The organism is Streptococcus sp. 10824 (assembly GCF_013276595.1).
GTDB classification, from domain to species: domain Bacteria; phylum Bacillota; class Bacilli; order Lactobacillales; family Streptococcaceae; genus Streptococcus; species Streptococcus pseudopneumoniae.
Genome location: NZ_VMLH01000067.1, coordinates 1 through 16,471, shown reverse-complemented (window position 1 = coordinate 16,471; position 16,471 = coordinate 1). Strand labels below are relative to the sequence as shown.

12 protein-coding genes are annotated in these 16,471 nt (G+C 41.9%); 10 read left to right on the top strand and 2 right to left on the bottom strand.

The annotated features are described in order from the left end of the window. Positions 1–185 precede the first annotated feature (185 nt). The 9 genes from HT701_RS06460 (at position 186) to greA (ending at position 10,906) form a co-directional block, all read left to right on the top strand. The gene (locus HT701_RS06460; protein ID WP_172931332.1) at positions 186–1,280 is read left to right on the top strand and encodes a cystathionine gamma-synthase; all 1,095 of its coding nucleotides are present in this window, start codon (positions 186–188) and stop codon (positions 1,278–1,280) included. A 7-nt stretch (positions 1,281–1,287) separates the two neighbouring features. Beyond that, the gene (locus tag HT701_RS06455; protein WP_172931331.1) at positions 1,288–2,454 is read left to right on the top strand and encodes a MalY/PatB family protein; all 1,167 of its coding nucleotides are present in this window, start codon (positions 1,288–1,290) and stop codon (positions 2,452–2,454) included. Between the two features lie 92 nt (positions 2,455–2,546). Continuing rightward, positions 2,547–5,645 (top strand): DEAD/DEAH box helicase, encoded by a 3,099-nt coding sequence (locus HT701_RS06450; RefSeq protein ID WP_172931330.1) that lies wholly within the window; start codon positions 2,547–2,549, stop codon positions 5,643–5,645. A 47-nt stretch (positions 5,646–5,692) separates the two neighbouring features. Then, complete coding sequence (locus tag HT701_RS06445; RefSeq protein WP_023937204.1) at positions 5,693–6,310, top strand: hypothetical protein; 618 nt, start codon at positions 5,693–5,695, stop codon at positions 6,308–6,310. A gap of 10 nt (positions 6,311–6,320) precedes the next feature. Continuing rightward, positions 6,321–7,655, top strand: coding sequence for a UDP-N-acetylmuramate--L-alanine ligase (murC, locus tag HT701_RS06440; protein WP_050223026.1), 1,335 nt, complete (start codon positions 6,321–6,323; stop codon positions 7,653–7,655). A 9-nt stretch (positions 7,656–7,664) separates the two neighbouring features. Next, entirely contained in the window at positions 7,665–8,126 is a 462-nt protein-coding gene (locus HT701_RS06435; RefSeq protein WP_050223027.1) for a GNAT family N-acetyltransferase, read from the top strand. Further along, the gene (locus HT701_RS06430; RefSeq protein ID WP_100104442.1) at positions 8,123–8,617 is read left to right on the top strand and encodes an N-acetyltransferase; all 495 of its coding nucleotides are present in this window, start codon (positions 8,123–8,125) and stop codon (positions 8,615–8,617) included. Before HT701_RS06435 ends, HT701_RS06430 begins: the two co-directional genes overlap by 4 nt. Before the next feature lie 80 nt (positions 8,618–8,697). Next, positions 8,698–10,362 (top strand): endolytic transglycosylase MltG, encoded by a 1,665-nt coding sequence (gene mltG / locus HT701_RS06425; RefSeq protein WP_172921757.1) that lies wholly within the window; start codon positions 8,698–8,700, stop codon positions 10,360–10,362. Between the two features lie 61 nt (positions 10,363–10,423). Further along, a complete protein-coding gene (gene greA, locus HT701_RS06420) occupies positions 10,424–10,906 on the top strand; it encodes a transcription elongation factor GreA (RefSeq protein ID WP_000818760.1) in 483 nt (160 codons plus the stop codon). A 161-nt stretch (positions 10,907–11,067) separates the two neighbouring features. Here the strand turns inward: greA and HT701_RS06415 are convergent. Further along, positions 11,068–12,115 (bottom strand): IS630 family transposase gene (locus HT701_RS06415; RefSeq protein ID WP_148255720.1). Its coding sequence is split into 2 segments (ribosomal slippage): positions 11,068–11,620 and positions 11,619–12,115, totalling 1,050 coding nucleotides; the frame shifts between segments, so codons are not numbered across the junction. Between the two features lie 573 nt (positions 12,116–12,688). Here HT701_RS06415 and tig point away from each other — a divergent pair. Beyond that, the gene (tig, locus tag HT701_RS06410) at positions 12,689–13,972 is read left to right on the top strand and encodes a trigger factor (RefSeq protein WP_119919924.1); all 1,284 of its coding nucleotides are present in this window, start codon (positions 12,689–12,691) and stop codon (positions 13,970–13,972) included. A gap of 47 nt (positions 13,973–14,019) precedes the next feature. On the opposite strand, the gene HT701_RS06405 is transcribed toward tig, so the two are convergent. Next, a complete protein-coding gene (locus HT701_RS06405; RefSeq protein ID WP_119946832.1) occupies positions 14,020–16,386 on the bottom strand; it encodes an ATP-dependent RecD-like DNA helicase in 2,367 nt (788 codons plus the stop codon). Positions 16,387–16,471 lie beyond the last annotated feature (85 nt).

Sequence of the window (16,471 nt, the reverse complement as noted above, 5' to 3'; positions counted from 1 at the left end):
TGAGGTTGCAGATAGAACTGACGAAGTCAGTAACATATATACGGTAAGGCGACGCTGACGTGGTTTGAAGAGATTTTCGAAGAGTATAAGTCTATAGTTTGAAACTATAGCTAGCTCTTGAAAAGAAGAAAATGAGTTGATGAAAATAAGTGGTACAATAGTTACTATAGATTTGGAGGTATTGTATGAGCAAGGAATTACACATTAACACAATTTTGGCCCAGGCGGGCATTAAGTCAGATGAAGCGACAGGTGCATTGGTGACACCGCTCCATTTTTCAACGACCTATCAGCATCCAGAGTTTGGTCGATCTACTGGGTTTGACTATACGCGCACTAAAAATCCAACTCGTAGTAAGGCTGAGGAAGTCTTGGCGGCTATTGAGTCAGCAGACTATGCCCTAGCGACTAGCTCAGGGATGTCAGCTATTGTACTGGCCTTTAGCGTCTTTCCAGTAGGAAGTAAGGTCTTGGCAGTGCGTGATCTTTACGGTGGTTCTTTTCGCTGGTTTAACCAAGTGGAGCAGGAAGGTCGTTTCCATTTTACCTATGCCAATACAGAAGAAGAGTTGATTGCCGAGTTAGAAAAGGATGTGGATGTTCTCTATATCGAAACCCCAACCAATCCCTTAATGTTGGAATTTGATATCGAAAAACTAGCAAAATTGGCTCATGCTAAGGGTGCCAAAGTGGTGGTGGACAATACCTTCTATAGCCCTATCTACCAACGTCCGATTGAAGATGGAGCAGATATGGTTCTCCATTCAGCAACCAAGTATCTAGCAGGCCACAATGATGTCTTGGCTGGAGTGGTTGTAACCAATAGTTTAGAACTATACGAGAAGCTCTTTTACAATCTCAATACGACAGGGGCAGTCTTGTCTCCATTTGACAGCTACCAGTTGCTTCGTGGTCTCAAGACCTTGTCTCTTCGTATGGAGCGCTCAACAGCCAATGCCCAAGAAGTGGTTGCCTTTTTGAAGGATTCTCCAATAGTTAAGGAAGTTCTCTACACTGGTCGTGGGGGCATGATTTCCTTTAAAGTAGCCGATGAAACGCGCATTCCACATATTTTGAACAGTCTTAAGGTCTTCTCTTTTGCGGAAAGTTTGGGTGGTGTAGAAAGTCTTATTACTTATCCAACGACACAAACCCACGCTGATATTCCAGCAGAAGTGCGCCATTCTTACGGTTTGACAGATGACCTCTTGCGCTTGTCGATTGGGATTGAGGATGCTAGAGATTTGATTGCAGATTTGCGCCAAGCCTTGGAAGGATAAGATAAAGATGGGAAAATATGATTTTACAAGCCTGCCCAATCGTTTAGGGCATCATACCTATAAATGGAAAGAAACAGAAACGGATAGTGAAGTTCTACCAGCTTGGATAGCAGATATGGACTTTGTAGTCTTGCCTGAAATCCGCCAAGCTGTGCAGACTTACGCTGATCAATTGGTCTATGGCTATACCTATGCCAGTGAAGAGTTAATTAAGGAAGTTCAAAAGTGGGAAGCCACACAACACGGTTATCACTTTGACAAAGAGGCTCTTGTCTTTATCGAGGGCGTTGTACCTGCCATCTCAACAGCTATTCAAGCTTTCACAAAAGAAGGCGAAGCGGTTTTGATTAACACGCCTGTCTATCCACCTTTTGCTCGCAGTGTCAAGTTGAACAACCGCAGATTGATTACCAATTCTTTGGTGGAAAAGGATGGTCTGTTTGAGATTGACTTTGACCAACTTGAAAAGGATTTGGTGGAAGAGGATGTCAAACTTTATATTCTCTGCAACCCTCACAATCCTGGTGGACGTGTTTGGGAAAAGGAAGTGTTGGAGAAGATTGGCAAACTCTGCCAAAAACACGGTGTTTTGTTAGTTTCAGATGAGATTCACCAAGATTTGGCCCTCTTTGGTCACAAACACCAGTCTTTCAATACTGTCAACCCTGACTTTAAAGAATTTGCTATCGTCTTGACCAGTGCCACTAAAACCTTTAATATTGCTGGGACAAAAAATTCCTATGCAGTCATTGAAAATCCTAAGTTGAGACTGGCTTTCCAGAAACGCCTGTTGGCCAATAATCAGCATGAAATTTCAGGCTTGGGTTATTTGGCGACAGAAGCTGCCTATCGATACGGTAAAGATTGGCTAGAGGAACTCAAGCAAGTCTTTGAAGATCACATCAATTATGTGGTGGATCTATTTGGAAAAGAGACTAAAATCAAGGTCATGAAACCGCAAGGTACCTACTTGATTTGGCTTGACTTTTCAGCCTATGACCTGACTGATGAAACATTGCAAGAGTTGTTGAGAAATGAAGCCAAGGTTATCCTTAACCGTGGTTTGGATTTTGGAGAGGAAGGAAGTCTCCATGCCCGCATCAATATAGCCATGCCCAAATCTCTGTTGCAAGAAGTCTGTCAGCGGATTGTGGCTACTTTTGCCAAACGTTAAAAATCCATCCTTCTAGGAGAAAAGTCTTCCTAGAAGGCTATTTTCATAGGCGAAAATATGGTATAATAAAAAGATAAGGTAAAGGTGAAAATATGGCTAAATTGATTCCGAGGAAAGTTCGTATCGAAGGTGTTGCCCTTTATGAAACTGGTAAGGTTGATATCATCAAGGAAAAGAACAATCGGCTCTATGCTCGCGTTGCAGAAGAAGAACTGCGCTATAGTTTAGAGGATGATTTGGTTTTTTGTGCCTGTAATTTTTTTCAAAAGAGGGGCTACTGTGTGCATTTGGCAGCGCTAGAGCATTTTCTGAAAAATGATGAGCGTGGTCAGGAAATCTTGTGGAGTCTGGAAGAAGGTCATGAAGAAAAAGAGGCCGTTGAAACCAAGGTGACCTTGGGTGGCAAGTTTTTGGATCGAATTTTATCTCCAAAATCAGAATGCGCCTATGAGTTATCAGCTGTGGGTCAGGTGGAAGCAGGAACCAATCATATCTTGTGGACTCTGAGAATCGGCCAAATCAATAGCCAAAAATACTATGTCATTCGGGATATTCCACTTTTTTTAAGGATTGTCGAGCAGAGAAAGTCGTATATGATTGGCAAGATTTATGAGGAGTCTCTTTCTTGGGAAGCTTTTGATGATGCCAGCCAAGAACTTTTGACTTTCTTGCACGGACTAACGGAGGAAGGGCTGGTTCCAGACCTCTTTTTCCAAAACCAGGGTCGGCACCTCTTTTTCCCTCTGACCTTTTTTGAGCAGGGTGTGAATTTACTGATGGCCTTGCCCCATTTTCAATTTGACCATCAAGTGGATAGCTACCAAACCCTGCTTTTTCAGGATATGCATGCTGATGCCAATCTATTTGCCTTTACAGTAACAGAATACTCGGACTATTTTGAAATGGAAATCAGTGAGAGTCCTAGGGTCAATGTCTTTTATCAGGGAGCAGTACTTTTCCATAAAGGTCAGGTTTATTTTTTAACAGACCAGCAGATGCGTCTTCTCAAGGAAATTAAAGTGTTACCTGTGGGTCAACAAGGAAAGAAATACCTGCAATTTGATAGCAGTGATCGAGACAAATTGGCCTCCTGTCTGACTCTTTTTATCCAGATGGGTACCGTTTCAGCTCCAGAACGTCTACAAATCAAAACTTTTGCGCCCTCTTTTTACTTTGACAGGGAAGAAGATAATCGGATTCGTTTAGAAATTCAGTTTGATTATGGAAATAGACAGGTATCTAGCCGACAAGAGCTAGAAGAATTACCATTTTCAAGTGACACGGACTTAGAAGAAAGAATTTTCCAGGTCTGTTTGGCTGCGGGCTTTGAAGCCGATTTTCAATCTTGGCGTCAGGCCTTAAAAGCGGAGTCTGTCTATCATTTTTTTCATGATATCATTCCAGTCTTTGAAAAACTCGGGCATGTTGACCTATCAGATAAACTAGAAGAGCTTTATAGCCTAGCGAGTCCTCAGGTGCAGATTGCCTCCAAGGGAGGTCTCTTGGAAATCCAGTTTGATTTTCAAGATATTGCCCAGGAGGAAATCGACCAAGCCATGCAGGCCTTGGTTGCCAATCAAGATTTTTATATTGATTCGTCCAATCAAGTCTACTTTTTCGATGAAGAAACCAAGAACATTCGCCAAAATCTACAGGAACTGGGGCAATTTGAATTAAAAGATGGGACCTTGCAGGCTCGGAAATCCTTGACCTACAGTTTAGCTCATCTCTTTGAAGGGCGAGACCGTGTTTCTTTTTCACAAGAATTCCAGAATCTGGCCCAGGATTTGACGCATCCAGAGGACTTTCCTTTGCAAGCAACTCAGGTTCAGGCTGACTTGCGAGATTATCAGGAAAAGGGAATTGGCTGGTTGCAGATGCTCCATCATTATGGTTTTGGTGGGATTTTGGCTGATGATATGGGACTTGGGAAAACCCTTCAGACCATTGCTTTTTTGACTAGTCAAGTGACAAAAGAAAGTCGGGTTTTGATTCTCGCTCCGTCAGGTTTGATTTACAACTGGGCAGATGAGTTTCAGAAATTTGCTCCACAGTTGGATGTGGCTGTTGTTCATGGTTTGAAAGCAAGTCGTGAGGAGATTCTTGCCGAGAGCCATCAAATCTATGTGACGAGCTATGCCACCTTCCGTCAGGACAGTGAGTTTTATCAGGGGATGGCCTTTGACTTCCTTTTCTTAGATGAGGCTCAGGTCATGAAAAATGCCCAGACCAAGATTGCCCAGACCTTGAGACAATTTGTGGTGCCGTCGGTCTTTGCCTTGTCAGGAACTCCGATTGAAAACCATCTGGGTGAGTTGTGGTCTATTTTCCAAATCGTCATGCCCGGACTTTTGCCAAGCAAGAAAGAATTTATGAAATTGCCAGCAGAGCGAGTGGCTCAGTTTATCAAGCCTTTCGTGATGCGACGCAAGAAAGAAGAAGTTCTGACTGAATTGCCAGACTTGATTGAGGTGGTTTATAAAAATGAACTGGAAGACCAGCAAAAGGCTATTTACCTTGCCCAGTTACAACAGATGCGAGACCATCTGGCTCAAGTGTCAGAACAGGAATTTCAGCGAAGTCGTGTGGAAATTTTATCTGGTTTGATGCGCTTGCGTCAAATATGTGACACTCCTGCCCTGTTTATGGAAGATTATCAGGGAGCCAGCGGTAAACTAGATAGTCTCCGAGACCTACTGGTACAAGTGGCAGACGGCGGACACCGTGTCTTGATTTTCTCTCAGTTCAAGGGAATGTTGGAGAGAATTGAACAAGAACTGCCAGACTTGGGCATGACATCTTTTAAAATTACGGGTTCAACCCCAGCCAAGGAAAGACAAGACATGACCAAGGCCTTTAATCAAGGGGAAAGAGATGCCTTTCTGATTTCCCTCAAGGCTGGTGGTGTCGGTCTGAATCTGACAGGTGCTGATACGGTTATCTTGGTTGACCTTTGGTGGAATCCTGCGGTGGAAGCGCAAGCTATTGGCCGTGCCCATCGGATGGGTCAGGAAGAAACGGTTGAGGTTTATCGCTTAGTGACCAGGGGAACCATTGAAGAAAAAATTCAGGAACTCCAAGAACAAAAGAAACATCTGGTGTCACAAGTGTTGGATGGAACAGAGTCACGTGGCAGTCTCAGCCTAGCAGAAATTAGAGAAATTTTGGGGATTTCTGAAGCCAGCACTTGAAAAATCAAGACAATACGCTATAATGAAGTGTTGAAAGGAAATAGAAAATGAAACAAGAACGATTTCCATTGGTGTCAGATGACGAGGTCATGTTGACTGAAATGCCAGTCATGAACTTGTATGATGAGTCTGATCTGATCAGTAATATCAAGGGTGAGTATCGAGATAAAAATTATTTAGAATGGGCTCCTATTGCTGAAGAAAAACCAGTAAAACCGATTGAAAAGCAAGTCGAGAAACCTAAAAAAGCTCCTTTAGGGGTTAAAAAAGAAGGAAAGAGCTATGCGGAGGTGGCGCGTGAAGAAGCGCGTGCGGACTTGAAAAAGAAACGCTCTGCTAACTATCTAACTCAGGATTTCAGCCGTGCGAGACGTCATTCTAAATCAGGCCTTGTTAGACAGGGCAATCAACCGACAGCGCCTTTCCAAAAGGAAAATCCTGGTGAATTTGTCAAATATAGTCAAAAATTGACCCAGTCTCATTACATCTTGGCAGAAGAAGTTCATTCTATCCCTACCAAGAATGAAGAAGTATCAGCACCTGCTCCAAAGAAAAACAACTATGATTTTCTAAAGAAGAGCCAAATATACAATAAAAAAAGTAAACAAACAGAACAAGAACGTCGGGTTGCCCAAGAGTTGAATCTGACCAGAATGACAGAATAGGGGAGAAAACATGCCAAAGACATATCATTTTATCGGGATTAAGGGATCAGGGATGAGTGCCTTGGCCTTGATGTTGCACCAAATGGGGCACAAGGTACAGGGATCAGATGTTGAAAAATACTACTTTACCCAACGAGGTCTTGAGCAGGCAGGAATTACCATTCTTCCTTTTGATGAAAAGAATCTAGACGGTGATATGGAAATTATCGCTGGAAATGCCTTTCGTCCAGATAACAACGTCGAAATTGCCTATGCAGACCAAAATGGTATCAGCTACAAACGTTACCATGAGTTCCTAGGAAGCTTTATGCGTGACTTTGTTAGCATGGGAGTAGCAGGAGCACATGGAAAAACTTCAACGACAGGTATGTTGTCTCATGTCTTGTCTCACATCACAGATACCAGCTTCTTGATTGGGGATGGGACCGGTCGTGGTTCGGCCAATGCCAAATATTTTGTCTTTGAATCTGACGAATATGAGCGCCATTTCATGCCTTACCACCCAGAATACTCTATTATCACCAACATTGACTTTGACCATCCAGACTATTTCACAAGTCTAGAGGATGTTTTCAATGCCTTTAACGACTATGCCAAACAAATTACCAAGGGTCTTTTTGTCTATGGTGAAGATGCAGAATTGCGTAAAATTACGTCTGATGCACCAATTTATTATTATGGTTTTGAAGTAGAAGGCAATGATTTTGTAGCTAGTGATCTTCTTCGTTCAACAACTGGTTCAACCTTCACTGTTCATTTCCGTGGACAAGAATTGGGTCAATTCCACATCCCAACCTTTGGTCGTCACAATATCATGAATGCGACAGCCGTTATTGGTCTTCTTTACACAGCAGGATTTGATTTGAACTTGGTGCGTGAGCACTTGAAAACATTTGCCGGTGTTAAGCGTCGTTTCACTGAGAAAATTGTCAATGACACAGTGATTATCGATGACTTTGCCCACCATCCAACAGAAATTATTGCGACCTTGGATGCGGCTCGTCAGAAATACCCAAGCAAGGAAATTGTAGCGGTCTTCCAACCGCATACCTTTACAAGAACCATTGCCTTGTTAGATGACTTTGCCCACGCTTTAAACCAAGCGGATGCTGTTTACCTAGCCCAAATTTATGGATCTGCTCGTGAGGTAGACCATGGTGATGTTAAGGTAGAAGACCTAGCTAATAAAATCAACAAGAAACACCAAGTCATTACTGTTGAAAATGTTTCTCCTCTCCTAGACCATGACAATGCTGTTTACGTCTTTATGGGAGCAGGAGATATCCAAACCTATGAATACTCATTTGAGCGACTCTTGTCTAACTTGACAAGCAATGTTCAATAGGATGCTCCCATGGAAATTCCAATTAAGATTATTCAGGCAAGCAAGTCTGATTTGCCTGAGATAGAGGCACTTCAGGCCTCGTCTTTTCCAGCTGAAAAGCAGCAACCTTCCCATATCTTAGAAGAAAGTATCCGTAAGTGTGCGGATACCTTTCTTCTAGCTAGGGATGAAAACCAACTTTTAGGCTATATTCTATCAAGTCCTCAGTCAGACAATCCGCAATGTCTAAAAGTAGATTCTTTAGTCATTGAGTCTGACCATCAGAGACAAGGATTGGGAACACTTCTTCTTGCGGCTTTGAAAGAGGTGGCAGTTGAGCTGGATTACAAAGGGATTTGTTTGGAGAGTCCTGATGAGCTGCTTTCCTATTTTGAAATGAACGGTTTTATTGATGAAGAAACTTCCCTTTATGAAACTAGCCAGGGTTTTAGTATGATTTGGTTTAATCCCTATTATCTGGAGGCACAATGAAAATCAGGAAAGCAAGATTAGAAGATTTGGATCGGATTGTTGAACTTGAATTTGAAAATTTTTCGGTCGAAGAAGCCATTCCTCGCTCTGTCTTTGAGGCACATTTGCGAGAAATTCAGACCTCTTTTCTGGTTGCTGAAAAAGAGGGTAGGATTATGGGTTATATAGAAGGACCAGTTGGCCCCCATCGCCATCTGCAAGACCAGTCTTTTACAGAAGAGATAGAAGACCATAGCCATGGGTCGGGGGGCTATATCTCTGTGACCTGTCTGTCTATTGCCAAGGAGGCACAGGGACTCGGACTGGGTCAGAAATTGCTAACAGCCTTGAAAGAAGTTGCTCTTGAATATGAGAGAGATGGCATTAATCTAACCTGTCATGACTATCTTATTGCCTACTATGAAAAGCATGGATTTGTCAACGAAGGCCAGTCCCAGTCAACCTTTGCAGGGGAAACCTGGTATGATATGGTCTGGGAAATGAAAAAATAAGCTAGGAAAAGCATCATAGGTTGCTTTTCTTGGACTTTTAAGATATAATATTATGGATTGTCAACAAGGAGGAAAAACTTTTGAGTGAAAAGTCAAGAGAAGAAGAGAAATTAAGCTTTAAAGAGCAGATTCTGAGAGATTTAGAAAAAGTAAAAGGCTATGATGAAGTTCTGAAAGAAGATGAGGCAGTAGTTCGCACTCCTGCAAATGAACCTTCAGCTGAAGAACTCATGGCTGATTCCTTGTCAACGGTAGAGGAGATTATGAGAAAAGCTCCTACCGTGCCGACTCACCCAAGTCAAGATGTACCAGCTTCTCCAGCAGATGAGATTCAAAGAGAAACTCCTGGTGTTCCAAGTCATCCAAGTCAAGATGTACCTTCCTCTCCAGCGGAAGAAAGTGGTTCAAGACCAGGACCAGGACCTATTAGACCTAAGAAACTTGAAAGAGAATACAATGAAACCCCAACAAGGGTAGCTGTTTCCTATAAGACGGCAGAGAAAAAAGCAGAACAAGCAGGTCCAGAAACACCTACGCCTGCTACAGAAACAGTGGATATCATCAGCGATACACCACGTCGTAGCCGTAGAGAAGGAGCAAAACCCGTTAAGTCTAAGAAAGAGAAGAAGTCACATGTGAAAGCTTTTGTGATTTCATTCCTTGTATTCCTTGCCTTGCTCTCAGCAGGTGGCTACTTTGGTTACCAGTACGTGCTAGATTCTTTATTACCTATCGATGCTAATTCTAAGAAATATGTGACTGTTGGAATTCCAGAAGGTTCAAACGTTCAAGAAATCGGTACGACGCTTGAAAAAGCTGGTTTGGTAAAGCATGGTCTGATTTTTAGCTTTTATGCCAAGTATAAAAATTATACCGATTTGAAAGCGGGTTACTACAATTTGCAAAAGAGTATGAGTACAGAAGACTTACTCAAAGAGTTGCAAAAAGGTGGAACAGATGAACCACAAGAACCTGTCCTTGCGACTTTGACAATTCCAGAAGGTTATACTTTGGATCAGATTGCTCAAGCGGTAGGTCAATTGCAAGGTGACTTCAAAGAGCCTTTGACAGCGGATGCTTTCCTAGCAAAAGTTCAAGATGAGACGTTTATCAGTCAAGCAGTAGCCAAATATCCTACTTTATTGGAAAGCTTGCCTACAAAGGAAAGTGGGGCTCGTTATCGTTTGGAAGGATACCTTTTCCCAGCTACATACTCTATCAAGGAAAGCACAACTGTTGAGAGCTTGATTGATGAGATGTTAGCTGCTATGGATAAGAACCTATCTCCTTACTATAGTACTATCAAATCTAAAAACTTGACTGTCAATGAGTTGTTGACCATTGCTTCCTTGGTCGAAAAAGAAGGTGCCAAGACAGAAGATCGTAAGCTCATTGCAGGTGTATTCTACAATCGTTTGAATCGTGATATGCCACTTCAAAGTAATATTGCAATCTTGTATGCCCAAGGAAAACTGGGGCAAAATATCAGCTTAGCTGAGGATGTTGCGATTGATACCAACATTGATTCACCTTATAATGTTTATAAAAATGTAGGTCTCATGCCTGGTCCAGTCGATAGTCCAAGTCTGGATGCGCTTGAGTCAAGCATCAATCAAACTAAGAGCGATAACCTCTACTTTGTAGCAGATGTCACAGAAGGCAAGGTCTACTATGCTAATAATCAAGAAGACCACGATCGCAATGTCGCTGAACATGTCAACAGCAAATTAAACCAAACAAACTAAAATTATGTGATACTTCACATAATTTTCTTTAGAAAATATTATTAGAAGAAAGTTGAGAAAAATGGCAGAAAAAACATATCCTATGACCCTTGAGGAAAAGGAAAAACTTGAAAAAGAATTAGAAGAATTGAAATTGGTTCGTCGACCAGAAGTGGTAGAACGCATTAAGATTGCCCGTTCATACGGTGACCTTTCAGAAAACAGTGAGTACGAAGCAGCTAAGGATGAACAAGCCTTTGTCGAAGGACAAATCTCTAGCTTAGAAACAAAAATCCGCTATGCTGAAATCGTCAATAGCGACGCAGTTGCCCAGGACGAAGTAGCGATTGGTAAAACAGTCACCATCCAAGAAATTGGTGAGGACGAAGAAGAAGTTTATATTATCGTAGGTTCAGCGGGTGCGGATGCCTTTGCAGGTAAAGTTTCAAATGAAAGCCCAATTGGACAAGCCTTGATTGGCAAGAAAACAGGTGATACAGCAACCATTGAAACGCCTGTTGGTAGCTATGATGTAAAAATCTTGAAGGTTGAAAAAACAGCCTAAAAACAGAAAAAGGAGTGGGGAGGCGATGTACTTCACTCACTCCTTTTTCCATTTTGCTACTCTTCGAAAATCTCTTCAAACCACGTCAGCGTCGCCTTGCCGTATATATGGTTACTGACTTCGTCAGTTCTATCTACAACCTCAAAACCATGTTTTAATACTCATCTACTTTCAAAAAGCATTCTAGTCCATCTCCGATTAACGATGGACGTTATCACCTCCTTCTCCAGTCCTTGTATAACATCTTGAAGTTGATTCATGACATCTTTCAAAGTTCGAAAGGCTTTATTCTTAAATCCACGTTTACGAATCTCTTTCCACACTTGTTCAATGGGGTTCATCTCTGGTGTGTATGGAGGAATAAAGGTAAAACCAATATTAGTCGGAATCTTTAAGGTACTTGATTTATGCCATATGGCATTGTCCATAACGAGTAAAAGATAATCATCTGGATAAGCTTGTGAAAGCTCTTCTAAAAAGGCGTTCATCCACTCAGTATGACATCCACCAGCGATTAAGAAAAATGATTCGCCTGTATGGGCATCAACAGCTCCGTAACAATAGCGAAATTCTCGTATATAGTGACTATGGACATGTGGACCTACTCCCATTGGAGCCCAACAAAATCCCAGTTTACTGATTCTACCGAAACCAGCCTCATCTTGGTACATCAAGCGAACCTTACGAAAATGCCTACTGGTTTTAAAGCGCTTTCTTGTCTTCTTGAATTGAGATTTTATTTTTAGACGCGACAATGGTTTGAACGTCTGCTTTCTTGGGATGTTCTGGACGTGGCCTAATATTTCGCCAACCATGGCGCTTCAAGAGTTGATAAAAGGCATCACATGTGTAGGAAGGACCTAACTCCTTTGTATAAGCCTGAAATAAGGCATCAATTGTAACAAATTCTCCTGCCTCTGCAGCCTTCAAATGACGGGCAATAAAGGCTTTCTCTTCCTCAATTGTCATATATGCATGGTTACGACAACCACGTGTTTCTTTAAGGAGAGAATCGAGTCCGAACTCCTCATATTTTTTTACAGTTGGCCAAATCGTTGTTTGATTACAGTCTAAAAGCTCTATAATCTCTTTATAAGATTTACCCATCAGACGAAATAGAACGATTTGAAGGCGTTTATGATATTTAGCTGTACTAGAGTCTTTTAAAAGTGTTTTGATAGCTTGGATTTCTTCTTTAGTTGATTTCATATTACTACTATATAATGCTTTTTTATTTTAGTCTAGTATGAGCTGACTTCGTCAGTTTTATCTGCAAACTCAAAGCGGTGCTTTGAGCAACCTGTGGCTAGCTTCCTAGTTTGCTCTTTGATTTTCATTGAGTATAAACTTAGCAAGAAGACCTCTTTTTCAGAAAAGCAGGGTTCTTTTTGATGTCTATTCCATCCTTGAAAGTGTAGAACAAACTGTCAATCGAAAGTGATTATGTCCCAAAAAAAATGGTGAGATTGAGGGCAATTATTTTGCTTTCATTTGACAAGAGGAACCCTTGAAGCAGTTTTGTCAGCTAAACCAAGGCTAATCTTAGCCTTGGCTTGTCAGCCTAACAGCATCAAGCATCTTATCAAATGAAATAGAGGGCTAGCTATCAGCTAGTTAAAACATCTAATTTTTAGGAGGGCTGGGTGACTAACTTCATTATAGAACTTTCATTTAGTTAGCAAAAAGGCTTGTTGTCTATAATTGTCTGCATTAGTCTAGATTTTATTTATAGAAAATGTTATAATAGACTGTATTTAAAAAATTTTAAGGAGAAATGACAGAATGTCTGTATCATTTGAAAACAAAGAAACAAACCGTGGTGTCTTGACTTTCACTATCTCTCAAGACCAAATCAAACCAGAATTGGACCGTGTCTTCAACTCAGTGAAGAAATCTCTTAATGTTCCAGGTTTCCGTAAAGGTCACCTTCCACGCCCTATCTTCGACAAAAAATTTGGTGAAGAGTCACTTTACCAAGATGTTATGAACGCTCTTTTGCCAAATGCTTATGAAGCAGCTGTAAAAGAAGCTGGTCTTGAAGTGGTTGCTCAACCAAAAATTGACGTAACTTCAATGGAAAAAGGTCAAGACTGGGTTATCACTGCTGAAGTTGTTACAAAACCTGAAGTAAAATTGGGTGACTACAAAAACCTTGAAGTATCAGTAGATGTAGAAAAAGAAGTAACTGATGCTGACGTTGAAGAGCGTATCGAACGCGAACGCAACAACTTGGCTGAATTGGTTATCAAAGAAGCTGCTGCTGAAAACGGCGACACTGTTGTCATTGACTTCGTTGGTTCTATCGACGGTGTTGAATTTGATGGCGGAAAAGGTGAAAACTTCTCACTTGGACTTGGTTCAGGTCAATTCATCCCTGGTTTCGAAGACCAATTGGTAGGTCACTCAGCTGGTGAAACTGTTGATGTCGTTGTAACATTCCCAGAAGACTACCAAGCAGAAGACCTTGCAGGTAAAGAAGCTAAATTCGTGACAACTATCCACGAAGTAAAAGCTAAAGAAGTTCCAGCTCTTGACGATGAGCTTGCAAAAGACATCGACGAAGAAGTTGAAACACTTGCTGAATTGAAAGAAAAATACCGTAAGGAATTGGCTGCTGCTAAAGAAGAAGCTTACAAAGATGCAGTTGAAGGTGCAGCAATTGATAAAGCTGTAGAAAACGCTGAAATCGTAGAACTTCCAGAAGAAATGATTCACGAAGAAGTTCACCGCTCAGTAAACGAATTCCTTGGAAACTTGCAACGTCAAGGTATCAACCCTGACATGTACTTCCAAATCACTGGAACTACTCAAGAAGACCTTCACAAACAATACCAAGCAGAAGCTGAGTCACGTACTAAGACTAACCTTGTTATCGAAGCAGTTGCCAAAGCTGAAGGATTTGACGCTTCAGAAGAAGAAATCCAAAAAGAAATCGAGCAATTGGCAACAGACTACAACATGGAAGTTGCTCAAGTACAAAGCTTGCTTTCAGCTGATATGTTGAAACATGATATCACAATCAAAAAAGCTGTTGAATTGATCACAAGCACAGCAACAGTTAAATAATCTTAATAAACAAAAATCCCACCTGAATTGGTGGGTTTTCTGATGCACTATTTTCCAAAAATCTCTTTGAGGTCTGCATCTGTAATCCCAATCATGGCTGGGATGCTGTCCCAATTTTCTTCGGTTAGGATGTAGGATTGTTCAGAGATACTTGATGTGGTTGTTTCAGAGATAGCTGGTTGCTTTTCTTCAACAGTTTCCAATAAATCACTGAAGCGTTCAATCAGATAGGTTTTTCGGGCAGTTCCGATATGCTGGGTGGCATAGTCGAAGGCCTGTAATTCGCCTAGTAAGATAAGCTTGCTTTTGGCGCGTGTAATGGCTGTATAGATGAGATTGCGCTCCAGCATACGCCTACTAGCACTGGTGATAGGTAGGATGACAACAGGAAACTCACTTCCCTGAGACTTATGGATACTCATGGCATAGGCTAGGCGAATCTTGTACCATTCGTTACGTGGGTAAGAGACTTCGTTGCCATCAAAATCAATGACAATCTCGTCTTGTTTCGACTCGGTGTATTTACCAGGAATCAGGTCTGTGATGGCTCCCAAATCTCCATTAAAGACATTGATTTCAGCATCGTTGACCAAATGAATGACCTTGTCTCCCTTACGATAGTGGCACTGGGGAGCTTCAAAACTGAGTTGGTCTTTTTGTGGTGGATTGAGAAGGTCTTGCATGAGCTGGTTGATGGAATCAATCCCTGCAGTCCCTCGGTACATGGGAGCCAGAACTTGGATATCACGGGCAGGGATGCCACTTCTGAGGGCAGCGCCTAAGATCTTTTCAATGGTAGCAGGAATATGGCCACTAGCAATTTCAAAGTAGGAACGGTCTGCTTTTTTCTGGGTGAAATCAGCTGGCAGGATGCCCTGTCGAATCTGACTAGCTAGGGTGACGATGGTTGATTCTTCGCTTTGCCGGTAAATTTTTTCCAAGCGAGTCTGAGGAATTAAAGGAATATGAAGGAGGTCAGCTAGAACTTGTCCAGGGCTGACAGACGGTAGCTGATCGCTATCTCCCACGATGAGAATCTTACTGTTAGAAGAGATGTTGGAGAAGAGTTGATTGGCCAGCCAAGTATCCACCATGGAAAATTCATCTACGATGATGAAGTCAGCATCCAGATAATCTTCCAGATGACTGGTATCATCATCACTTGTCATTCCTAAATGACGGTGTATGGTCGCGCTAGGCAAGCCTGTCAATTCATTCATGCGGCGAGCTGCTCGTCCAGTTGGAGCGGCAAGAAGAATAGGTAGGTTGCTTTTTTTCCTGAGGTCAAGTCCTTCTAAAAGGGCATAAACAGTGATGATACCATTGATAACAGTTGTCTTACCAGTACCAGGTCCACCTGTCAGGATAAAGACCTTGTTCTGGATAGCGTCGCAGATCGCCTGTTTTTGAATGTTATCGTACTCAATCCCCAGTTCTTCCTCGACAGTGGCGATATGTTTTTGAATGGTTTCTAAATCTTGGCTCTTCTGTTTTCCTTTTTCAAGGATACGGACCAAGTGACTGCGGATGCCTTCCTCAGCGAAAAAGAGGCTGTTGTCAAAAATCTTGGTATCAATCTGCTGAACCTTGTCTTCTTCGATCAGGTAGGAGAGTTCTTGGGCCACTTGGCTGGGATCCAGTTCCACGGGACGGGAAGACTCAAGGAGAGTAAGGGTTTGTTCCAGCAAATCCCGTGCTTCAACATAGGTGTCCCCTGTTTCCATACAGGCCTGAAAAAGACTATGAACTAGACCGGCACGGAAGCGTTCAGGAGCCTGACTTTCGATGCCTAGTTCTTCAGCTAGTTGGTCAGCAATGGTAAAGCCCAAGCCTTTAATATCCTCGACCAGCTGGTAGGGATAATTTTCAACAACATCAAGGGTTTCTTCCTTGTAAAAGTCTTGAATCTGAAAGGCTAGTTTATTGGGAATGCCGTAGTTGGCTAGTTTAGCCAAAACCATCTCCGTTCCGTAGTTGAGACGGAGAGTGGAGACGAAAGCCTCACGATTTTTGGCAGATAGTCCTGCGATGCCTTCTAACTTTTCTGGGTGTTGCAAAATTTCGTCAATGGTATTGTCACCATAGGTATCCACGATTTTCTGAGCTGTCTTGAGACCAATTCCCTTGAAATGGCTACTTGAAAAGTACTTAACCAGCCCTTTACTAGTTGGTTTTGCGCGTTCATAACGACTGATTTGCAGTTGCTCCCCATACTTGGAGTGCTGGACAATTTGTCCCCAAAAAGTATAGTCTTCTCCCTCAATCACATCAGCCATAGTGCCCGTGACAATGATTTCAAAATCATCAAAATCCTCTGCGTCTGTATCGTCGATTTCTAGGAGGAGGATACGATAAAAATTGCTGGGATTTTCAAAAATAATCCGTTCAATGGTTCCTGAAAAATAAACTTCCATAAGATTCCTTTGCATAAATAGGTGAGAGTTAATACTCTTCGAAGATCTCTTCAAACCACGTCAGCTTCGCCTTGCCGTATATATG